We start from the raw sequence: 21157 nt of genomic DNA, 5'->3' as shown, positions 1-21157 counted from the left end.
CATGACGCTTCAGCGATTAACCCGTATTTCGCTTTTGGCGGCCCTTTGTGTCGCTCTACGTCAGGCTTTTGCCCCTTTTCCAAATGTCCAACCTATTTCTGCTATCTTTTTTCTCTTGGTGATATTTGAAGGGTATAGCTTTGCTTTTCTTGTGATGATGATCACTATGTTTGTCTCCGCCTTTTTCCTGGGGATGAGCTTGATTGTGTTCTTTCAGATTGTTGCCTTTGGCTGTTTGATGCTCATTTGGCGCATCAGTTACAAGTGGTTGCCCTTTGTCCTTCAGATCCTTTTTGTGGGCCTACTGTCCTTTGCTTATGGGGTCTTGATCGATAGTGTTTATGCCTTGATATACCATATTCCTTGGTGGACCTATGCTTTGGTCAATGGTTTTAGTTTTAACCTTGCCCATGCTCTGTCGACGATCATTTTCTATCCCATTATCTATCAAATCTTTAGGAGATTTTATGTTGAAAAAAACCATTTCTAGCTTGATGACCTTACTTGCAGCTCTTCTTTTAGCGAGTTGCGCTCCGTCTCATAGCACAAACCATCAAACAACAGCTTCTAGCACAGAAGTTGCCAAGAAAAACGAAATTTTGATTACGATTAGCGTGACGCCAGAAGGTCAAAAAGCGCAATCAAAAACCTTGAAAGTAGCAGAAGAGAGCAACCTTATGAAAGTGCTCAAAGCCAACTACAAGATTGAAGAAAAAAATGGCATGATCACCTCAATTGACGGTTACAGCCAAGACAAAGCCAAAGGCCTTTACTGGATGTACAAGATCAATGGCGAGATGGCTCCAAAAGGAGCTGCTGAAACCACCGTTAAAAAAGGGGATAAGATCGAATTCTATCAAGAAGTGTATAAATAATGAGAAGAGAGTGGGACAGAAATCGGTAATTCGTTAGAATTCGATTTCGTCGTCCCACCTCCGCACAGTTGAGTAGGGCTGTAAAAGCTGATGAAGTCAGCGTAGTAGAGCCCACTCAACCACTGCGTCTTGCTCGACAATCCAAAAATAATTGAGAGGCTAGGACTTTTGTTCCAGCCTCTTTTTTGCTAAAGTTTAGGAGCTTATTTAAAACTTCTTTCAAATTAGAAAAATATTTGAGAAACTATTGACAGCCTCATATAACAGTGTTACAATAGTGTTACAAAATATTACAAATGTTACAAATAGAGGTTCTGTTATGAAAAACAAAAAAATCATTTCCCTAGCAGCTCTAGCTCTTACAGCTAGTCTTTTCCTAGGAGCCTGTGGCGGGAATAAAGAAGAAAAAACTTCAGAAGCAAGCAGTTCAAAGACCAGTCAGGTTAAACAAACAAGTTCTTCTTCTAAGAAAAAAGTGATCACTAGTAAAGATCCGATTGCCTCTTCATCCTCTGATAGCAAATCAGAAGAAAGTCATACTGTTGGTAGCAAAAATAACCAAGCTGCAGCTAGTCAAACACCTGCTCCAGCTAAAGAAGCGACACCAGCAGCACCCGTAACAAAAGAAACAAAAGAAGTAGCCACTCCAGCAACACCAGCGAAAGCAAAATTGCCAAGTCTAGAAGACGGCCATGCCCATGCTAAGAAGCAAGCTTCTGCTACAGAGAATGCCCAATACAAGGGAGTCTATTCTGTAGCAGCAGGGGATTTCTCTGCAGCAGCTGGGAATTGGTCTGACAAACGCGACACTGGAGTCACTATTGGCCAAGGTGGTCAAGTGACCATCCAACTTCCTGGGGGCCAACCCGTAGCCTATGGTATCAGTGCTTATAACTATACCTTGGATGATGGTCATTACCATGCTAATCTCTCAGCAGGCGATGGGTCTGCAGCGACTCTAGATATCGTAGTTGGAAAAGATGGCTCTGTATCTAGTGTGACGGTTCTGAAAGATGGTGTCAGCCACTCCCTTACTCGTGAATAAAATTCGAAAGATCTGAAAGGAGAAACTTCTCTTTTCAGATCTTTTTTTGTTGATTTGAAGAAAAATATATTTTTTTATAAAAAACTATTGACAGATGGAAAATATAGTTTATAATAAAAACATAAAGAAAATCTATTTATAAAAAATTATAAAAAGGAGTTCATATGAAAAAAGAAAGAATTGCCCTGGTTTTTGGAACCTTTGCGCCTCTTCATCAAGGGCATATTGACCTGATCCAGCGGGCCAAGCGTCAGTGTGATCGCGTTCGTGTCATTGTATCTGGTTATGAAGGGGACCGTGGTGAAGAAGTGGGATTGACCTTACAAAAACGCTTCCGTTATATTCGCGAAGCCTTCTCAAATGATGAGTTGACCCAAGTCTATAAGTTAGATGAGACAGAACTTCCTCGTTATCCCTTGGGTTGGGAACCTTGGTTACAAACAGCCCTAGACACCATCCAGTATCAAACAGAGACAGAAGAGTTGATCTTTTATGTAGGGGAGAAAGCCTATAAGGAAGAGTTGGAAGCTAGAGGGTTTGAAGTTCACTTAGAAGAGCGTCGCTTCGGGATCTCTGCTACCATGATCCGGGAAAATCCAAGCAAATACTGGAAATACATCGCCCAGCCCTTCCGTCGCCAGTTCACGAAAAAAGTCTTGATCATGGGGAGCGCCAGCAACGGGAAAACGACCCTTGCAAAGGACTTGGCTCGCTTTTACGATGCACCTGTTAGTCTTGAGTATGCCCGTGAATACCAGATCAAGAACAATGTTCGAGATGATGAGCTCACGCCAAAAGATTACTATTACCTACTCTTAGGACAGTATGATCAAACCTCTAAGCTCATCGATAGTAGTGCCAATCGAGGCCTTGTCATCGCCGATACCAATTCCCTGGTAACCAAGGGTTATTACGACTACTACATGGAAGTCGAAGGCCAGGATACCAGCATGACCGATACCTTTGACAACCTCTTTGTCAGTATTTTGTCCAAAGAAAAATGGGATTTGATCCTCTTTGTACAGCCGATCGGCTCTTATGTCAATGATGGTTTCCGAGACATGACCATGGCTGACGAAGAGATCCGCACCAGCTTTTCAAATTACCTAGACCAATTGCGCCAGCAATACCTAGGAAACATTCCGACCACTTTCCTTGCATCAGACTACCTCGGCAACTACGAAGAAGCCAAGAAGGTGATCGATGCCATTTACCAAGCCGACTAAGGAGCAGCTTATGAAAAACCTATCTCAAAAATTCGCAACTTTTAGCCAAGACTTTAGAAATGTTCACCAAGAAGCGAGAAAGCAAGGCTTTGTCAATATTATGAAACTCCTGTGGAAGGACCTTTTTGTGGGACGTACAGCCTTTCAATGGATCTATCTCCTGCTTCTTTCCAGCGTTCCCTTCTTCTTAGAATGGACCAATCGTACAGGACAGCATGATTGGCTGGGACTGTTTGCCTCTTGGACAGGCATTGTCTGTGTTATCCTGGTTGCCGAAGGGCGTGCTAGTAACTACCTCTTTGGAGCAGTGAATTCCGCTATCTACCTTGTTTTAGCCCTCAATAAAAACTTCTACGGGGAAGTTCTGACAACACTTTATTTCTTCATCATGCAACCGATCGGTCTCTATGTCTGGCTTTCCAATCGGATCAACGATCAAGGAAAGGTCGAAGAATCTCATTTTGAAGCCAAGAAATTGACCTTGATCGAGTGGATGCGCTACTTGGCCTTGAGTGCCGTGATCTGGATTGGTATGGGCTTTGCTTATCAGAGCATCCATAGTGCTCGTCCTTTCCGTGATAGTATCACCGATGCGACCAATGGGGTCGGCCAGCTTCTCATGACCCGTCTTTATCGGGAACAATGGATCTTCTGGATTGCGACCAACGTCTTTAGTATCTATCTCTGGTGGGATCAGAGTCTTCACATTCAAGGGATGTACTGGGTTTACACGCTCAATAGTTTAGTGGGCTGGTACCAATGGACCAAAGCCCTCAAGAAGGAGGTGGCCTAAATGACCAATCTCTTGATTCCAGCAGGAATGACGGAGAAAGAGTATTTTGAGACGGTCGCTAGTGAAGCAGACTTTCTCAAGTGGTACAAGGAGCAAGACCTGCCAACTTATGAAACTCCAAGTGTCACAGCGGACATGGTGGCTTACTGTTTTGTTGAAGGCCAGCTCAAGCTCTTAGCCATTCGCCGCAAGGCCCACCCTTATCAACACCGCCTCGCCTTGGTGGGGGGCTTTGTAAACAAGGATGAAGATGCGACCCATGCCTGTATCCGAGAAGTCAAAGAAGAAGTCGGACTCGATCTTCCAGTGAATAAGGTGGAGCAGCTCCTGACAGTTTCCACCCCTGGGCGGGACCCCAGAGGCTGGGTCATTACCATCGCCCATCTGGTCTATCTGCCAGCAGAAGCAGTAGACTTAGCCCATGCAGGTGATGATGCCAAGGAAGTCGTTTTTCTCGATGTCGATTTCAAAAAGTCCCAGTGTTTGCTCGATGGAGAACCCTTAGCTGCTTCTGATTTTGCCTTTGACCACTATCAAATCATTCAAGAATCGATCAAGCGGATTCAGGGACGTCTCGACTGGAATCCAACCTTCCTCTATCTGTTAGAGGAGCCTTTCACCGTTTATGAAGCAACCGAATTGGTCAATCTGATCAATCCTGGACGTCCCATCGTTAGCAATAACTTCCTCGTAAAATTCGGAGAATTCGTGGAAGAAGTGGGTGTCAAGCGGGTACCTAAGAAAAAACCACGCAAGACCTATCGCCTAAAACAGTAGATCGAGCGGGGTTCATTCTACCAGTCCTCCCTTACTTATAGTAACGGAAGGGCTTTTTCTGATTTTTCCTGCTCCACTTGTATGCAAAGTGGTATAATAAACATAATTGAGATCAAAAGAGACAAGACTATGGAAGAAAAAATAATTTTACCACAAAATACACGACTGATGGGGGCTCTGCTTGGTTTTATCGGAGGGGGCCTCGATGTCTTTTGCCACATGCACTACCGGAGTTTGGTCGCGACCCAAACGGGGAACCTCCTGCTTCTCATCGCTGATTGGCACGATCCCCGTGTCGAAAATACCATCATGCGTTTTTCATCGATTTTATTTTTCTCGATCGGCTTTCTGGTTGCCCTCCATATCAAAGAATATCGCAAGACAGCCTTTTGGCGAACCAAGATGTTGATTCCTTTGTTTGTGGTGACACTCCTGATTCCCTTGGTGTCTGTCATACCACCTGTAGAAGTTCCCTTTATTGCTTTTGGAACAGGGATGATGATGTTGACCTTTACAGGGAGCCTCATTGAAAACCACCCTTACGTGATCTTTATGACTTCCGGCAATTACCGCAAGATGCTGACGGCCTTGTACCGAATCACTCGAGGAAAGGGAGATTTGGACGAGTATCGGCGTCAGGCCATGAATTACGGGATTGTCGTTGGAAGCTTTATTGCGGGAGCTATTAGCGTAGCCATCCTCATGCATTTCATTCACCAATGGGCCATCTGGCTGATCACAGCCAACCTCTTTTTGATCATGACCTACTACACCGCCAGAGTTAAACAACTCGGCCTGCAAACAGATAATCTATAAAAACGAGGCTGGGACAAAAGTCCTAGCCTCTCAATTGTTTTTGGATTGTCGAGCAAGACGCAGTGGTTGAGTGGGCTCTACTACGCTGATTTTATCAGCTTTTACAGCCCTACTCAACTGTGCGGAGGTGGGACGACGAAATCGAATTCTAACGAATTACCGATTTCTGTCCCACTCTCGCTTTTTGTGTTTCTATGCTTTTAATTGTAAGAGTTCTTCAATCTCAGCCAGAGTGCTAGCTTGCGAGATGGCGCCACGTAGTTTGGCTGCACCTGAGGTACCACGGAGGTAGTGAGGGGCGAGACCACGGAATTCACGAACGGCAATGTGCTCACCTTTGAGATCGATCAAGCGTTTCAAATGTTCGTAAGCAATCTTCATCTTGTCTTCAAAAGTCAAATCAGGCAGGATTTCTCCTGTTTCAAAGTAGTGGTTGATTTGGTTGAAGAGATAAGGATTCCCCATAGCAGCGCGACCAATCATGACCGCATCGGCACCGACTTCTTCGATCCGTTGTTTGGCATCTTGAACCGTACGGATATCTCCGTTTGCGATAAATGGAATTTTGGTCAGAGCTTGGGCAACCTTGTGAAGGGTTTCAAGGTCAGCGTGACCTGTATACATTTGTTCTCGGGTCCGTCCGTGCATGGCAAGGGCAGAGACACCCGCAGCTTCAGCAGCGAGGGCATTTTCAACTGCTAGGGAAGGGTCCGACCAACCCGTCCGCATTTTAACAGTGAGGGGAATATCAAGGACGGATTGAACCTTATTGATGATGGAGTAGATCTTGTCTGGGTCCTTGAGCCACATGGCACCAGCCTCGTTTTTGACAATTTTATTCACCGGGCAACCCATGTTGATATCGACGATATCGGTCTTGGTATTTTCTTGGATAAATTCAGCTGCGCGTGCGAGGCTATCTTCGTCACTTCCAAAGAGTTGGATCGATACAGGATTTTCTCCTTCATCGATATGGAGCATGTGAAGCGTCTTTTCATTGTTGTACTGGATTCCCTTGTCAGAGACCATTTCCATCACAACGAGCCCTGCCCCCAGTTCTTTGGCAATGGTCCGGAAAGCTGAGTTGGTCACTCCGGCCATTGGAGCTAGGACAGTACGGTTAGGGATTTCGACATCCCCGATCATAAATGGCGTATTAAGATTTGTCACGAATGAGTTCCTCCAAGTCATTTTCGTCAAAGTGGTAGTGTGTTTGGCAGAATTGGCAGGTAATCTCTGCACCGTGATCTTCATCTTTCATCTCTTTTAGATCACTAGCTGGCAGACTTGCTAAAGCGTTCAAGAAACGCTCACGGCTGCAGTCGCACTGGAAGCGAAGTTCTTCTTCAGAGAGACGTTTGAAAGGTTCATCCCCATAGATAGCAGCAAGAAGAGCTTCAATGTGGTCTTCAGATTCCAAAAGTGTGGAGATAGCAGGCATTTCTTGGATGCGTTTTTCAAAGCGCGCGATTTCTTCTTCCTTGGCATTTGGCAAGACTTGAAGCAAGAAGCCACCCGCCACCTTGACCTTGTCTTCGTTATCCAACAGAACATTGAGTCCAACTGCAGAAGGTGTTTGTTGGCTTTCCGTCAGATAAAAGGCCAGGTCTTCTCCGATTTCACCGGTGACAAGAGGGGTCATGGAGTTATAAGGATTGCCCGTACCATAGTCAGTGATGACCAGGAATTCTCCGTTTCCGACAAATGGTCCCACCAGGACTTCACCAGTTGCCGTCTTCTTGATATCCACTCCAGGATTTTGTACGTAGCCTTTAACATTTCCCTTGGTGTCTGCCACGGTGATGATGGCTCCGAGTGAGCTAGTCCCAAGGACTTTGACCGTAATTTTAGTATCCCCTTTCTCGTTTGCCGCCAAGATTTGACTGGCAATGAGGGTACGGCCAAGTGCGACCGTGGAGCTAGCTTGTGTATGATGTTTTTCTTGGGCTGTTCGTACGGTTTCTGTACTGTCTAGTACATAGGCACGAAAAGCGCCGCTTTCTGAGATAGTTTTAATAATTTTGTCCATACCTACTATTTTAGCACAAATCAAGCAAAGTGGGGACAAGGAGAATTCCGAAAATCAGTCGTTTCAGAAGAAGGGCAAGAAGAAAAGAAAATTCCGAACGTTATTTCGAGAAAGAAGCAATTTCCAAGTAAAAGACGAGTTTCATAGAGAAGTTGGTTTAAAAAGGAAGGAGAAAAATAAACGATAGCCGAGTGGATCTTGAAAAAACATCAAAAATTGCTTATAATAGAGTGTAAGACAAACTTGCAGGTGAGACTCCTGCCCTTAGTTTGAAGAAAGGCATAGATAGCATCCTATCTATGGTATATGAAAAAGAATTATGACATCAGTAGTTGTAGTAGGAACCCAATGGGGTGATGAAGGAAAAGGGAAGATTACTGACTTCCTATCAGCCAATGCAGAAGTCATTGCTCGCTACCAAGGTGGGGACAATGCCGGTCACACTATCGTGATCGATGGCAAAAAGTTCAAGTTGCACTTGATTCCTTCAGGTATCTTCTTCCCTGAAAAGATTTCTGTCATCGGAAACGGCGTGGTGATCAATCCTAAATCATTGGTCAAAGAGTTGGCTTATCTTCATGAAGAAGGTGTGACAACAGACAGTTTGCGCATTTCAGACCGCGCCCATGTCATCCTCCCTTACCATATCGAATTGGACCGTCTCCAAGAAGAGTCTAAGGGAGACAACAAGATCGGAACGACGATTAAAGGGATTGGACCAGCCTACATGGACAAGGCTGCGCGTGTGGGAATCCGGATTGCGGACCTTTTGGACCGCGACGTCTTCGCAGAACGCCTTCGCATCAACTTGGAAGAAAAGAATCGTCAATTTACCAAACTCTATGATGCAGAGCCTCTTTCATTTGACGATATCTTCGAAGAATACTATGAATATGGTCAACAAATCAAGCAATATGTAACCGATACTTCTGTCATCTTGAACGATGCTTTGGATAACGGCAAGCGCGTGCTCTTCGAAGGAGCTCAAGGGGTTATGCTGGATATCGACCAAGGAACTTATCCATTTGTTACTTCATCAAACCCTGTTGCAGGTGGGGTGACCATCGGATCAGGTGTCGGCCCAAGCAAGATCGACAAGGTTGTCGGTGTATGTAAAGCCTATACCAGCCGTGTTGGTGATGGACCATTCCCTACGGAGCTTTTTGATGAAGTGGGGGATCGGATCCGTGAAGTCGGTCATGAGTATGGGACAACAACAGGTCGTCCACGTCGTGTCGGTTGGTTTGACTCAGTTGTCATGCGCCATAGCCGTCGTGTTTCAGGAATTACTAACCTAAGCTTGAACTCGATCGACGTTCTATCAGGCTTGGATACAGTGAAAATCTGTGTGGCCTACGACTTAGATGGCGAACGCATTGATCACTATCCAGCCAGCTTGGAGCAACTCAAACGTTGCAAACCAATCTATGAAGAATTGCCAGGTTGGTCAGAAGACATCACCGGTGTGCGCCACTTGGATGAGCTTCCAGAAAATGCCCGCAACTATGTCCGCCGGATCGGTGAATTGGTTGGTGTGCGCATTTCAACCTTCTCAGTCGGACCAGATCGTGACCAAACCAATATCCTTGAAAGTGTCTGGTCAAGTAAATAATTTAAAAAAGAGAGTGAGACAGAAATCGGTCATTCGTTAGAATTCGATTTCATCGTCCCACCTCCGCACAGTTGAGTAGGGCTGTAAAAGCTGATGAAATCAGCGTAGTAGAGCCCACTCAACCACTGCGTCTTGCTCGACAATCCAAAGACAATTGAGAGGCTAGGACTTTTGTCCCAGCCTCTTTTTGAAAGCAGAAAGAGGAAAAAATGTATCAAACGATTTTATTTGACCTAGACGGCACCTTGACCAATTCAGAACTAGGGATTACCAACTCGGTGGCCTATGCCTTAGGAAAATATGGGATTCAAGTGCCAGACAAGAAAGCATTGAGAGTTTTCATCGGTCCGCCCTTGCAGGAGTCTTTTGAGCGCTTTTATGGATTTTCTAAGGAAGAATGTTTAAAGGCCATTGACTACTATCATGAGTATTTTTCCGAAAAAGGCCTTTATGAAAATGAGGTCTATCTAGGCGTTCCTGACTTGCTGGCTTCTCTCAAGCAGGCTGGCAAACAGTTGATTGTAGCTACGTCAAAGCCTGAAGAATTTTCCATTCAAATTCTCAAACACTTTGGTTTGTATGATTATTTTGACTTTGTCGCTGGTGCGACCATGGATAGAAAACGTAGTAAAAAAAGCGATGTTATCCAGTATGCCTTGGAGCAAAATGGGATTACAGATTTGGCGCATACCATCATGATTGGAGACAGGGAGCACGATGTGCTTGGCGCTCAAGCGCAAAAGCTTGATTCTATCGGTGTCCTTTATGGCTTTGGAAGCAGGGAAGAATTGGAAGAAGCCGGCGCCACCTATATTGCTCAAGAAGTTGGCGAAATTGCAGCTTTTATAGGATAACCTTTTCCAAAATATTAAAAGTTGGAACTTTTCTAATCTGCTGAATATTGCTTGATTTAATATTTCTATCGGCGTACACTTACTGTAGGTTAAGTCACACAGATTAAGAGGTGATAATATGAATTTGTCACGATATATATTAAAATATAGTACTGATGATGGTACGTTGTATTTTAATACTAAAACCAATCATTCATTTTTTCTTACGAATGAATTGAATAGAGTAGTCGACAGCAATGATGTGATTAGGAAAGAGTTTCATGCTTATCTTGATAAAAATAAATATTTAAGTGAGGGTGAGTATGAGGTCGAAAAGTATCTATCTAAAATAAGCGATACAGATGCTGAATTATTGGAACTAACAATTTTGACACATGGAGATTGTAATTTTCGGTGAAGGTTAAAGTGAATAACAAATTCGATGACAAAATGAATGCTAAACCTAGAGTATTTAACTATAATTGTGATTGTAAATAATCACGATTTTAAATAAATTAGAGAAGAGGGTTGTGCTAGCCCTCTATTTTGATGGATGATAATTATGAGAAATATTTATAAGTACATTGATAAGAAGTATCTTTTTCCTATTTTTTTAGGGCGTATTGTGAATAGTGGTTTGGTGTTGGCGCAACCTCTGATTTTAACGAAGGCCTTGAAGTTAGATCAAGACGGCCTTTCTTATGGAAAAATTCTCAATTTTGTTTTATTTGGTTTGTCTGTCTATCTTGTTATTTATAGTCTGATGCTGTTTTCAAACCATTCGCACAATATATTCCGAAGAGAAATCAACAAAAGTGTCCGTGCCCTTTTATTTAAGAAAGTCATATTGAATCCTAAATTTTCCAATGATGAAAAAGTTAGTCTGCTAACTCAAGATATGGAATATGTGGGCGATAATTATTTGGAAAATATAAATGTTATGGTGAGTTGGGGATTTGTCGCCCTTGTTACAGCCATTTATATTGTTTCACAAAATTTTCTCTTAGGACTTATTTTTGTCATTTTTACGATTATGAGACCTATTCCTCAGTTCATCATGAATCGTCGTTTACAAGATTCGGGAGACAGCTGGTCCAAGCTTAGAACGAAATTACATGGGCTTGTCTCGGATAGTATGCAAGGCAGCCAAACCTTACGGATTAATCAGGCCATGAGGCTGAATGAAGAGCGCGTGAATGATTTAAACGGAGAATATCAAAAAGCCATCCAAAGATTTTGTTTCACACATAATATTATTTTTTTCTTTAATGGATTTATGGTCTTTTTTAGTCAGGTTGTTCCTCTTGCTTTAGGCTTTTATTTGAGTTTACAGGGAAATTCTATTTCTATTACAAGCCTCATCTCTATGTATGTTGCTGCGGGGATGCTGGTAGAACCGATCCAAACTCTGATGTACAGTGCAGCCAATCTCCAAGGTGCCTTGCCGACTGCGAACCGCCTGTTTAAGATTATCGAGGAAGAACCTGATTTCGAAGAGACAAAGGATCAATTTGTTGAAAATCTCGAATCGTTGCGCTTAAATCATATTTCAAAAAGTTTTGCTGAACGTCAGCTTTTTTCTGATTTGACGGCGACGATTTCAGTAGGTCAGAAGGTCTTAATCAAAGGACCGAGCGGGTCTGGAAAGACGACTCTTTTTCGCTTGATTTTAGGAGAAGAAGTATGTGATGAGGGTGACATTTTCGTTCAGTATGATGGAAATCAAATAACGAGTCATTTCCAAGGGAATATCGGTTTAATTAGCCAGCATCCCTTCCTGTTTAACGATACTATCCGCTATAATCTAACTTTTGGTCAGCCTTTTCAGGACCATGAATTATTGGAGGTATTGGACCGAGTTGGCTTAATAGATGAATTTCAGGATATTTTGAATGTAGAAATTCATAATAATGGTGAAAACATTTCAGGAGGTCAGCGTGTCAGATTAGAGTTGGCTCGTTTTCTCTTACGCGAGAAGGATATTTTATTAGCGGACGAAGTGACATCAGCTTTGGACGAAAAAATAGTCGTCTGGTTAGAGACCTAATCTTTTCTTTGCCGATCACGGTACTAGAAATAGCCCATCATATTGATGAAGAAGAGCGCTATGACCAAATCCTTGAGTTACGTAAAGGATGAGCGATGCCACAATAGTTGGTTCTGCGACAAAGCGGATAGTAGTAAGCCAGCAATTTGTCAGATATTTTTGAGATTCTAAGTGGTGATATTTCCAAAATCATCAATACTCAGAGAACTTAAGCTTTATTTAAGATAGGCCAGCTATACTAGAAGCATAAACAAAGACCTCCTAACTTTGTTTAAACCTCCTAAACTTTTTCATAATAATCTCCCATAAGAGTCGCCCAATCGGCGGCTTTTTTTGTGAGTCGTAAGCTGCCTATGGTATAATGAACAAAGAAACTAAAAGGAAGAAGGAAGAGATGGACTACACGATAGAGGAAAAAGCGATGTTTATGAGGGAAGCCCTGAAGGAGGCGGAGATTGCCCTCGCCAATGATGAAATACCGATTGGCTGTGTCTTGGTCAAGGATGGTCAGATTATCGGGCGTGGACATAATGCGCGTGAGGAGCTGCAGCGGGCGGTCATGCATGCGGAAATCATGGCGATCGAGGAGGCCAATCAGCGTGAAAATAGCTGGCGCCTGCTGGATACGACGCTTTTTGTCACGATTGAGCCCTGTGTCATGTGCAGTGGCGCCATCGGTCTGGCTCGCATTCCCAAGGTGATTTACGGGGCGACCAATCAGAAGTTCGGTGGAGCAGGTAGTCTCTACGACATTTTGGCAGATGAACGCCTCAATCACCGAGTCGAAGTAGAAACAGGAATCTTGGAAGCAGAATGTGCAGCCATCATGCAGACCTTCTTCCGCCAAGGTCGAGAACGAAAAAAACAAGCCAAACTCGCAGCCAAGGCCGAAACACAAGAATAAAAACCGGACCTTTGCAAATCGAACAAATTATGATATAATACCTATCGGAGCAACAGTTCTGCGTGAAGCGGGTCAGGGGAGGAATCCAGCAGCCCTAAGCGAAGTGAACTGTGTGCTCTTTTCTATTGCTCTTGATGAATCAAGTCCAAGGGACGCAGATGAATCTTAGAGCAATGGATGCAGTTTTTCCCGTTAGGGAAAAAGCTGTAAACCGATAAAAGCTCTTAACGAATCAAGCCTGTAAGTCGCAACTGAACTTAGAGATATTGATCCTGAGGAGTGAAGCAACGTGAGGGCTATAGCGTGAAATGAAATTAGCCAGTAAGACGCAGACGAATCTTAGAGCAATGGATGCAGTTTTTCCCGTTAGGGAAAAAGCTGTAAACCTATGAATGCTCTTAGTGAGGTAAGCCTGTAAGGCGCAACCGAACATAGAGATATTGATCCTGAGGAGCAAAGCGACGTGAGGGCTATAGCGTAACATGAAATTAGCCTGTAAGGCGCAACCGAACCTAGAGATATTGATCCTGAGGAGTGAAGCGACGTGAGGGCTATCACTCACTAGAGTCATCTTGAAATTCATTAGCGGATTCAAAGAATAATAGCGTGAAAATAGAGCTTCGGAAGAAGCCTCTTTTTTTTGATTTTCTAGTCAAAAATAGTACAAATATGCAAACGATTGCTATTGCGTCGTTGCTTGATTTGTGAAAATAAAAAAATTAGCAAATGAAAACGTTTTATAGGATGGTTTTCCTTGATTAAATCCCTGTAAAGCGATATCATAGAGGAGAAGAAATATTGGAGGAATAACATGTCTCATATTAAATTTGACTACTCAAAAGTTTTGGGTAAATTTGTTGCCCCACATGAAGTGGAATATATGCAACCACAAGTGACTGCAGCTGATGAATTGATCCGTAAAGGAACAGGTGCTGGTAGTGACTTCCTAGGTTGGTTGGACCTTCCTGAAAATTATGACCGTGAGGAATTTGACCGCATCTTGAAAGCTGCTGAACAAATCAAAGCAGACAGCGATGTTTTGGTCGTGATCGGTATCGGTGGATCTTACCTTGGTGCCAAAGCAGCTATCGACTTCTTGAACCACCACTTTGCAAACTTGCAAACAAAAGAAGAACGCAAAGCTCCACAAATCCTTTATGCTGGAAACTCCATCTCATCTACTTACCTTGCTGACTTGGTAGAGTATGTTTCAGATAAAGATTTCTCAGTCAACGTGATTTCTAAATCAGGTACAACAACTGAACCAGCGATCGCTTTCCGTGTCTTCAAAGAACTCTTGGTGAAGAAATATGGTCAAGAAGAAGCTAACAAACGGATCTATGCAACAACTGACCGCCAAAAAGGTGCTGTTAAGGTTGAAGCAGATGCGAACGGTTGGGAAACATTTGTGGTTCCAGATGATATCGGTGGACGCTTCTCAGTATTGACAGCAGTTGGATTGCTTCCAATCGCTGCATCAGGTGCAGACATCAAAGCCCTTATGGAAGGTGCGAACGCAGCTCGTAAAGACTACACTTCAGACAAGATTGCTGAAAACGAAGCTTACCAATACGCAGCTGTTCGTAACATCCTTTACCGTAAAGGTTATGCTACTGAAATCTTGGTCAACTACGAGCCATCCCTTCAATACTTCTCAGAATGGTGGAAACAATTGGCTGGTGAGTCAGAAGGGAAAGACCAAAAAGGTATTTACCCAACTTCAGCTAACTTCTCAACAGACTTGCACTCATTGGGTCAATTTATCCAAGAAGGAACTCGCATCATGTTTGAAACAGTTGTCCGTGTGGACAAACCACGTAAGAACGTGATCATCCCTACTTTGGAAGAAGACCTTGACGGACTTGGATACCTTCAAGGAAAAGACGTTGACTTCGTTAATAAAAAAGCAACTGACGGTGTTCTTCTTGCCCACACAGATGGTGACGTGCCAAACATGTACGTAACTCTTCCTGAGCAAGATGCCTTCACTCTTGGTTACACTATCTACTTCTTCGAATTGGCCATCGCCCTTTCAGGTTACTTGAATGCTATCAACCCATTTGACCAACCAGGTGTTGAAGCCTACAAGAAAAATATGTTTGCCCTTCTTGGTAAACCAGGATTTGAAGAGCTTGGAGCAGAACTCAACGCTCGTCTTTAATCAATAGACAAAACGATCTTGAAAAAGATCGTTTTTTTATTTGCTAAACAAACTCATATTTTTGTCCCCTGGAATTAATTATAAAAACACGATCTAGTTATGTTTCTCGATCATATGGTAATCTGATTGCGATTGTCACCCTTCGAAAGAAATTTTAATAGAAGTTTCTAAAAGGTCCGATCTTTTTCAGTCTAAACAGACAGGAGTTGGTCCTTGCTTGGTTTTATGTTATAGTAGAAGAGAAGAATAAAAAGGAGAATTCGAAATGTCCGAGAAAGATCAAGAACAATTTATGAAACATACTCCCGTAGAGGGTGCGCCTCAATTTGATGTGGCTGCGCCAGCTTTTGTCCCAAAAGAAGAAGCCGAAGATTTGGTGGCTCCAGAAGCTAGTGGCCTTTCAGTGACGGAGTCGAAAGCAATGAAAGAAGAGGCAGACGAGCCAGCTGTTTCAGAAACAGTGGAGCCTCCAAAGGTGGATGAAGCAACTGTTGGAGAACATCCGGATGTAGTTGCACCTCCCCAACCGACTCCTCCATTCCAGCCTGCGCCTGAAGCTCCTCAAAACATAGCAGCTCAACCAGTTAGTCCGCAAATAGCCCCTCTTCCTGGAACAAATATTTCACAAGCACCTATCCCCCCTGTCAGAAAACCGATGGATACTGCAGACAAGAAGGCGATTCGTTTTGCCCTTGGGATTTTAGTGGGTCTTCTTATCGGAGGAGTCAGTGGCTATTTGATTGGTCATGCCAGCCCGAGCACTAGTCCCTCAAAAAAACATGCTTCTACCTGGTCAAGCGACCATTCTGGTTCGTCTTCCAATATCGATTTGGATCAATTGACCGCAGAAGACTCGGAAGTTGATTTTAGCTGGAAACAGTCTGATATCGAGCAACTTCAGTTTTTAACAGGAAGTGATGCTGGGGAGACTCCTGAGGAAATGATTGAAGCTTATGGGAAAGCTAGCTCCGTTCAATTTGAAAGTGGAGAATTGAAATTATTTTGGGATGATAACTCTTATAATAAAGAGGTCAAAGCGACATACTCTAAGAAAGGGAAAGCATTCCAGCTTGTCAAATTTGAATTTAATCAATTTGGGAAAAATCTTACGGTTGAGGATAACTTTGCAGATGGGTTCAAGGTTGGAGATAGTGAAACCGGTGCTGGAGGGACCTCTTACAAAGAGCTTTTAGAAAAATACGGTGATGCAGTCAATCTGACGGTGAGTTCATCTGATGATTCAGACGAGATAGAATTGGTCATGGACTTCCAAAAGAAAAATGGGGACTACGTGGATTTGACCTTTATTCGCCAAGAAAATGGAGATTTTCTCTTGAGCAGTAAAGACAGCTACTAAAAGGATCAGACAAGAAAGAGGCAAGCGCCTCTTTTTTGGGATAAGACGAGACAAATACGCTAATTTTCTATACAATAGAAAGAGTTTGAATAGAAAGAGCATGAAGGATGGAAGAAATGAAAGAGTGGATAGAACATCATAAGCGGATCCTCCAAAAAGCTGCAAGTGCTTTGCTGGCTTTTATGGTTGGTGTTTGCTTGGTGTTTATGATTCATCCAGTGAAAACCTTGCCCAAAGATCGCTTGTTGAGTTTGTCTCGCATGCAAGAAGACAGCCAGCAATTTGTTGCGTCTTCTTCCAAAGAGCCGGCTTTAGAAGACTTGTTGTCATTGGACCTTGCAAGGGGAGAAGGAAAGACACAAAAAAATTGGGTGACTTTATCTGCATTCGTCAAAAAAATTGGAAAAGCAGCGAGTTTTACACAAGAAGATACGACTTTTGGAACGCAAGTCCAGCTAGGCTATGGGACTCCTGTGCAGGGGATTCATCCTTATACCATAGAATTTCAAAAGCAGGATGATACCTTTTATTTGAGCTCGATTCAAGGCTTTGCGCCCAAGTCGGCTCACTATCAGAGCAAAAAGAACTTAAAACTGGCAGATTTTACAGGCTATCAGACACTAGATGGAAAAAAGGAAAAGGGGACAGCAGTAGAAGATGTCTTGAAAAAATCAGGTCTTCCCAATTCTCTTAGTTTGACCTCTGAAAAGGACAAGCAAGTCCTAGCCCTGTCTTATCAGGTGACAGATGGACTGGTCTCTTTAACCTTTGAACGTGACCATAGTGGTCAGTATCGTTTGACGAAGAAGGGGTGAAGCAGATGATCGAGTGTATGAAAAAGAATCGAAAAGAGCTCTTGCTGCCGTTTTTGTGTTTTGTTTTAGGATTTTTACTTGCGATTGCAAGCATCCAGGTGCAAGAGCAAGGAACCGATACCAAGGAGGACCAAACACTGACTTATTTCCAGCCAAAGGATTACAAGAATTTGGTCAGCAAGGAACAAGAAATCAAGCAGTTTAAATGGACCATCGAAGCTGTGGCGAATTTGAAAGTTCGTCTCAAGCAGAGTCAGCAACCAGGAACCCGCTTGGAAACAGTTGTGACGGAATGGGGAAAAGCCCAAAAAGTTAAGTATACAAAGACAGCTCAAGGAGAACAAACCGTTCTTGTCTTGACTTATGCAGCTAAGCAAACCGATCAGGGCAAGAAAAGTGTAACCTTGTGGTTTGAACAGGAAAAAGACCAGGGGTATCGCTTGACGACAGTGGATGCGACGAATTTGTTGGACGCAAAAGAGAAGACAAGCAGTGAGAAAGAAATCACTACTGAAAAAGAGAAAAAAGGTACAGAATTCGCCCAGCTCATTAAGCAACTAGGAAATCCTCAACGCTTGGTCTGGGGGGAAATGCCAGATGGCGGAATGGGCTATCGCGCGACTTACCAGCTACCAGGGCAGCCAGAAGTGGTGATGGAATTCAAGAAAAAAGCCAAGAAATTAGTGTTGGTATAAGAAAGGAGACATCATTGGACGATCAACGGACAGACATCAAGGCAGCTTCCTCTCACCAGGGTGGGAGCCGCTTGATTTCAGAAGCTGATCTGGCTTCAATAGGGGGAGGCAGGCATTCAGAACCAAGACAAACGGTACTAGACTCCCAATCGGATAGGGCGAAAACCTACTCTCCTTCCTCTAATAGTGGAGGGTCTTCGCTGGCAGCCTTTTTTGGATTATTGGCCATGCTGGGATTATTTGCCTATCTAGCTTCAGGAGGTATCCATAGTAAGGAAGCTCCTTCTTCTACTACTAGTGAATACGGAAGTCCTGGCCAGTCTTATGGAACCAGAAAGGAAACTTTGAAGAGTGGTACGAGTACCTTGATTGCACCGGAAGGTGAATTTCAGTTTCAAGTGACCTATGAGAAGGCGATTTCCCTGATTCCTGGTTTAAGTGAGGAGGATCAAGGCCGTACCTCTTCAACTTATCTGTCTCCGCAGGATGTGGTAGCTGTACTGGGGAAGGCTAGTGGTGGGGAAGAAACCTACCAAGAAGGTGGTGTCAGTCCTTTTATGACACAATTGGATTATCAGTCGGAAGGCTCTCCTTCTTCCGTAACAGTTTTACTTTCAAATATTGTTGGTGACCGTTTATCTTCTCTTGATTTTGAGAACCTAAACAGTGAGCGATTAGCCAATAAAAATGGCAGTTTGAACAGAGAGGATTTTGCCAATATTAAAATAGGAACCAGCTATTCAGATCTTGTGAATACCGTAGGAATTCCTAACCGTGTTTCTTGGTCGAGTATGATGAGTTCAGAGTCCTTCTTAATCTTTTACTACAAACTTTCTGATGCGCATTTAGTTACGATTCACTTTGGAAGCAATCGCACCATTAGTGAAATGACAGGCCTGAAGGATTCGGCTACAAGCACGTCGCCTTAGGTGTTCATCTCTTTGGGATTGTGGTATAATATGGATACCTTTAATTGAAATGAATGGAGAATCTCATGACTGCACAAAAAATGTCTGCTCAAGAAATTATCGCTTTTATTGGAAATGCAGAAAAGAAAACAAATGTGAAAGTAACCTTTGAAGGGGAATTGGCAACAGCTGTTCCTGCTTCTGTTACGAAACTTGGCAATGTGTTGTTCGGTGACTGGAAAGATATCGAGCCCCTTCTTGCCAACTTGACAGAGAACAAGGATTATGTGGTGGAACAAGATGGCCGGAATTCAGCTGTTCCCCTGCTGGATAAGCGCTATCTAAATGCGCGTATCGAACCAGGTGCTATTATCCGTGACCAAGTGACCATCGAAGACAATGCTGTCGTGATGATGGGTGCTGTCATCAATATTGGTGCTGAAATCGGTGCAGGAACTATGATTGATATGGGGGCTATCCTTGGTGGCCGTGCAACAGTTGGTAAAAACAGCCACATCGGTGCAGGTGCCGTTCTTGCGGGTGTCATTGAGCCAGCTTCTGCTGAGCCGGTTCGGATTGGTGACAATGTCTTGGTCGGTGCCAATGCAGTTGTGATTGAAGGGGTTCAAGTAGGGAACGGTTCAGTCGTTGCCGCTGGCGCTATCGTTACTCAAGATGTCCCTGAAAATGTGGTTGTAGCTGGTGTCCCAGCTCGCATCATCAAGGAAATCGATGAAAAAACACAACAAAAAACAGCGTTGGAAGACGCCTTGCGTAATTTGTAATAAGGAATAAATAGATAAAAACCGGACTTCTAATCATTTAAGTGAACTATTTTTTACTGCGTGATAACCGAATAATCTTAGAAACAACATTGAAATAATTGCATGTTTTACGAGCCAATTGAGCGTAAAAAGGAGACTTTCCGCTGTGATAAAAACGCCTGCAGCTGAGTAGCTTCAGGCGTTCGGAATTTTTGAGACTGTAGGCTCAAAAATTAGTCATGGAACTTCTTAGAAGTTCGCTGACGTCCGTACTCACCTAAGGAAAGTCTCGAAAGAAAATTTGGTATTTAATCTAAGAGGCCGCAAGGCCTCTATTCTAATAGAAAGAAGACAACTATGACATTGGATTTAATCAAAATCAGACGGGATTTGCACCAAATCCCTGAAATTGGGTTGGAAGAATTTGAAACCCAAGCCTACCTCTTAGAGCGAATCGCAGAGATCACAGCGGGCAAGGACTTTGTTGAGCAACGGACTTGGCGGACCGGGATCCTGGTTTATCTCCATGGATCTGCGCCTGAAAAAACGATCGGCTGGCGGACAGATATCGATGGCTTACCGATTGTGGAACAAACGGGCCTTGATTTTGCCTCCAAGCACGAAGGACGGATGCATGCTTGTGGTCATGATATGCACATGACGACAGCTCTTGGGCTTTTGGACCAACTGGTTCAAGTACAACCCAAAAATAACCTTCTCTTTTTATTCCAACCAGCTGAAGAAAATGAGGCTGGTGGAATGCTCATGTATAAGGACAATGCTTTTGGCGACTGGCTCCCTGATGAATTTTATGGTCTGCATGTACGCCCTGATTTGAAGGTGGGGGACATTGCGACCAATACGGGTACTCTTTTTGCAGGGACCTGTGAAGTCAAGATCACCTTTACAGGAAAGGGAGGGCATGCCGCCTTTCCACATGAGGCCAATGACGCTCTTGTAGCAGCCTCTTACTTTATTACCCAAGTCCAATCGGTCGTGAGTCGAAATGTCGATCCGATTGAAGGGGCTGTGGTGACCTTTGGTTCCATGCATGCAGGAACAACCAATAATGTGATTGCTGAGACAGCCTTCCTTCATGGGACCATTCGGACCTTGACCATGGAGATGAATCTTTTGACTCAAAAACGGGTCAAAGCCATTGCAGAAGGAGTTGCAACAGCCTTTGATGTGAAATTGGACCTGGAACTCAAGCAAGGAGGCTACCTGCCTGTGGAAAACCAACCAGAATTGGCCAAAGAGCTCATGGACTTTTTCACAGCTGAGGAAGACGTAAACCTGATTGATATCCTGCCAGCGATGACAGGAGAAGACTTCGGCTTTCTCTTGAGCAAGGTCCCTGGTGTCATGTTCTGGCTGGGGATTGATACCCCTTATGCCCTGCACCATCCGAAGATGAGCCCAAATGAGGCTGCCCTTCCCTTTGCTGTGGAAAACATTGGTAAATTTTTGAAAATGAAAGCTAACCAATAAGGGATTGAT

20 protein-coding genes, 1 other RNA gene and 1 pseudogene are annotated in these 21157 nt (G+C 43.6%); 20 read left to right on the top strand and 2 right to left on the bottom strand.

Annotated features, from left to right (window positions below):
* Position 1: 1 nt before the first annotated feature.
* The 7 genes from NMM13_RS03490 (at position 2) to NMM13_RS03460 (ending at position 5532) form a co-directional block, all read left to right on the top strand.
* Positions 2 to 490: a hypothetical protein gene (locus NMM13_RS03490; RefSeq protein WP_003002175.1), complete on the top strand. Its 489-nt coding sequence runs from the start codon at positions 2 to 4 to the stop codon at positions 488 to 490.
* Complete coding sequence (locus NMM13_RS03485; protein WP_254728617.1) at positions 468 to 875, top strand: DUF4430 domain-containing protein; 408 nt, start codon at positions 468 to 470, stop codon at positions 873 to 875. The genes NMM13_RS03490 and NMM13_RS03485 overlap by 23 nt, the downstream gene beginning before the upstream one ends.
* Positions 876 to 1194: 319 nt before the next feature.
* Positions 1195 to 1920, top strand: a complete 726-nt coding sequence (locus tag NMM13_RS03480) for a hypothetical protein (RefSeq protein ID WP_023919822.1) — start codon at positions 1195 to 1197, stop codon at positions 1918 to 1920.
* 164 nt (positions 1921 to 2084) lie between these two features.
* A complete protein-coding gene (locus NMM13_RS03475) occupies positions 2085 to 3146 on the top strand; it encodes an AAA family ATPase (RefSeq protein WP_023919820.1) in 1062 nt (353 codons plus the stop codon).
* Positions 3147 to 3156: 10 nt separating this feature from the next.
* Positions 3157 to 3939, top strand: coding sequence for a nicotinamide riboside transporter PnuC (pnuC, locus tag NMM13_RS03470; RefSeq protein ID WP_254728615.1), 783 nt, complete (start codon positions 3157 to 3159; stop codon positions 3937 to 3939).
* Positions 3940 to 4716 (top strand): NUDIX hydrolase, encoded by a 777-nt coding sequence (locus NMM13_RS03465; protein WP_254728613.1) that lies wholly within the window; start codon positions 3940 to 3942, stop codon positions 4714 to 4716. It abuts the gene before it with no gap.
* A gap of 129 nt (positions 4717 to 4845) precedes the next feature.
* Entirely contained in the window at positions 4846 to 5532 is a 687-nt protein-coding gene (locus tag NMM13_RS03460) for a YoaK family protein (protein ID WP_195423757.1), read from the top strand.
* A 192-nt stretch (positions 5533 to 5724) separates the two neighbouring features.
* On the opposite strand, the gene dusB is transcribed toward NMM13_RS03460, so the two are convergent.
* Positions 5725 to 6702 carry a tRNA dihydrouridine synthase DusB gene (dusB, locus tag NMM13_RS03455; RefSeq protein WP_003012894.1) on the bottom strand — a complete coding sequence of 326 codons (978 nt, stop codon included), beginning with the start codon at positions 6700 to 6702 and terminating at the stop codon, positions 5725 to 5727.
* Complete coding sequence (hslO, locus tag NMM13_RS03450) at positions 6689 to 7561, bottom strand: Hsp33 family molecular chaperone HslO (protein WP_254728610.1); 873 nt, start codon at positions 7559 to 7561, stop codon at positions 6689 to 6691. Before hslO ends, dusB begins: the two co-directional genes overlap by 14 nt.
* 319 nt (positions 7562 to 7880) lie before the next feature.
* Here hslO and NMM13_RS03445 point away from each other — a divergent pair, with 319 nt between their 5' ends.
* The 13 genes and pseudogenes from NMM13_RS03445 to NMM13_RS03385 all read left to right on the top strand — a co-directional run bounded on the left by NMM13_RS03445 (position 7881) and on the right by NMM13_RS03385 (position 21148).
* Positions 7881 to 9173, top strand: a complete 1293-nt coding sequence (locus NMM13_RS03445; RefSeq protein WP_021154044.1) for an adenylosuccinate synthase — start codon at positions 7881 to 7883, stop codon at positions 9171 to 9173.
* A 209-nt stretch (positions 9174 to 9382) separates the two neighbouring features.
* Positions 9383 to 10027, top strand: a complete 645-nt coding sequence (locus NMM13_RS03440; protein ID WP_003002091.1) for an HAD family hydrolase — start codon at positions 9383 to 9385, stop codon at positions 10025 to 10027.
* Positions 10028 to 10145: 118 nt separating this feature from the next.
* On the top strand, positions 10146 to 10424 hold the full coding sequence (locus tag NMM13_RS03435) for a hypothetical protein (protein WP_003009004.1): 279 nt from the start codon (positions 10146 to 10148) through the stop codon (positions 10422 to 10424).
* Between the two features lie 144 nt (positions 10425 to 10568).
* Positions 10569 to 12145: pseudogene (locus NMM13_RS03430) on the top strand (ATP-binding cassette domain-containing protein).
* Between the two features lie 302 nt (positions 12146 to 12447).
* Positions 12448 to 12957, top strand: coding sequence for a tRNA adenosine(34) deaminase TadA (gene tadA / locus NMM13_RS03425; protein WP_195529724.1), 510 nt, complete (start codon positions 12448 to 12450; stop codon positions 12955 to 12957).
* A 38-nt stretch (positions 12958 to 12995) separates the two neighbouring features.
* An RNA gene (ffs, locus tag NMM13_RS03420) (signal recognition particle sRNA small type) lies at positions 12996 to 13091 on the top strand.
* A 677-nt stretch (positions 13092 to 13768) separates the two neighbouring features.
* Positions 13769 to 15118 (top strand): glucose-6-phosphate isomerase, encoded by a 1350-nt coding sequence (locus NMM13_RS03415; RefSeq protein WP_195529723.1) that lies wholly within the window; start codon positions 13769 to 13771, stop codon positions 15116 to 15118.
* Positions 15119 to 15383: 265 nt separating this feature from the next.
* On the top strand, positions 15384 to 16475 hold the full coding sequence (locus tag NMM13_RS03410) for a hypothetical protein (RefSeq protein WP_195529722.1): 1092 nt from the start codon (positions 15384 to 15386) through the stop codon (positions 16473 to 16475).
* A gap of 107 nt (positions 16476 to 16582) precedes the next feature.
* Complete coding sequence (locus NMM13_RS03405; protein WP_049471945.1) at positions 16583 to 17290, top strand: hypothetical protein; 708 nt, start codon at positions 16583 to 16585, stop codon at positions 17288 to 17290.
* 17 nt (positions 17291 to 17307) lie between these two features.
* On the top strand, positions 17308 to 17985 hold the full coding sequence (locus NMM13_RS03400; RefSeq protein WP_229101042.1) for a hypothetical protein: 678 nt from the start codon (positions 17308 to 17310) through the stop codon (positions 17983 to 17985).
* A gap of 14 nt (positions 17986 to 17999) precedes the next feature.
* Complete coding sequence (locus NMM13_RS03395) at positions 18000 to 18914, top strand: hypothetical protein (RefSeq protein WP_254728608.1); 915 nt, start codon at positions 18000 to 18002, stop codon at positions 18912 to 18914.
* Positions 18915 to 18979: 65 nt separating this feature from the next.
* Positions 18980 to 19678 carry a 2,3,4,5-tetrahydropyridine-2,6-dicarboxylate N-acetyltransferase gene (gene dapD / locus NMM13_RS03390; protein WP_003016885.1) on the top strand — a complete coding sequence of 233 codons (699 nt, stop codon included), beginning with the start codon at positions 18980 to 18982 and terminating at the stop codon, positions 19676 to 19678.
* Between the two features lie 336 nt (positions 19679 to 20014).
* A complete protein-coding gene (locus NMM13_RS03385; protein WP_155124568.1) occupies positions 20015 to 21148 on the top strand; it encodes an N-acetyldiaminopimelate deacetylase in 1134 nt (377 codons plus the stop codon).
* The last annotated feature ends 9 nt before the right edge of the window (positions 21149 to 21157 follow it).

The organism is Streptococcus sp. CF8_St5-11 (assembly GCF_024295625.1).
In the GTDB taxonomy this organism is placed as follows: Bacteria; Bacillota; Bacilli; order Lactobacillales; family Streptococcaceae; genus Streptococcus.
The sequence above is the reverse complement of the archived record's forward strand: the minus strand, read 5'-3'. Positions and strand labels throughout refer to the sequence as shown.

Bases quoted from the DNA above. Each gene is read 5' to 3' on its own strand.
- NMM13_RS03490 (WP_003002175.1), top strand. From the start codon at position 2: ATGACGCTTCAGCGATTAACCCGTATTTCGCTTTTGGCGGCCCTTTGT.
- NMM13_RS03485 (WP_254728617.1), top strand. From the start codon at position 468: ATGTTGAAAAAAACCATTTCTAGCTTGATGACCTTACTTGCAGCTCTT.
- NMM13_RS03480 (WP_023919822.1), top strand. From the start codon at position 1,195: ATGAAAAACAAAAAAATCATTTCCCTAGCAGCTCTAGCTCTTACAGCT.
- NMM13_RS03475 (WP_023919820.1), top strand. From the start codon at position 2,085: ATGAAAAAAGAAAGAATTGCCCTGGTTTTTGGAACCTTTGCGCCTCTT.
- pnuC (WP_254728615.1), top strand. From the start codon at position 3,157: ATGAAAAACCTATCTCAAAAATTCGCAACTTTTAGCCAAGACTTTAGA.
- NMM13_RS03465 (WP_254728613.1), top strand. From the start codon at position 3,940: ATGACCAATCTCTTGATTCCAGCAGGAATGACGGAGAAAGAGTATTTT.
- NMM13_RS03460 (WP_195423757.1), top strand. From the start codon at position 4,846: ATGGAAGAAAAAATAATTTTACCACAAAATACACGACTGATGGGGGCT.
- hslO (WP_254728610.1), bottom strand. From the start codon at position 7,561: ATGGACAAAATTATTAAAACTATCTCAGAAAGCGGCGCTTTTCGTGCC.
- NMM13_RS03445 (WP_021154044.1), top strand. From the start codon at position 7,881: ATGACATCAGTAGTTGTAGTAGGAACCCAATGGGGTGATGAAGGAAAA.
- NMM13_RS03440 (WP_003002091.1), top strand. From the start codon at position 9,383: ATGTATCAAACGATTTTATTTGACCTAGACGGCACCTTGACCAATTCA.
- NMM13_RS03435 (WP_003009004.1), top strand. From the start codon at position 10,146: ATGAATTTGTCACGATATATATTAAAATATAGTACTGATGATGGTACG.
- tadA (WP_195529724.1), top strand. From the start codon at position 12,448: ATGGACTACACGATAGAGGAAAAAGCGATGTTTATGAGGGAAGCCCTG.
- NMM13_RS03415 (WP_195529723.1), top strand. From the start codon at position 13,769: ATGTCTCATATTAAATTTGACTACTCAAAAGTTTTGGGTAAATTTGTT.
- NMM13_RS03410 (WP_195529722.1), top strand. From the start codon at position 15,384: ATGTCCGAGAAAGATCAAGAACAATTTATGAAACATACTCCCGTAGAG.
- NMM13_RS03405 (WP_049471945.1), top strand. From the start codon at position 16,583: ATGGAAGAAATGAAAGAGTGGATAGAACATCATAAGCGGATCCTCCAA.
- NMM13_RS03400 (WP_229101042.1), top strand. From the start codon at position 17,308: ATGAAAAAGAATCGAAAAGAGCTCTTGCTGCCGTTTTTGTGTTTTGTT.
- dapD (WP_003016885.1), top strand. From the start codon at position 18,980: ATGACTGCACAAAAAATGTCTGCTCAAGAAATTATCGCTTTTATTGGA.
- NMM13_RS03385 (WP_155124568.1), top strand. From the start codon at position 20,015: ATGACATTGGATTTAATCAAAATCAGACGGGATTTGCACCAAATCCCT.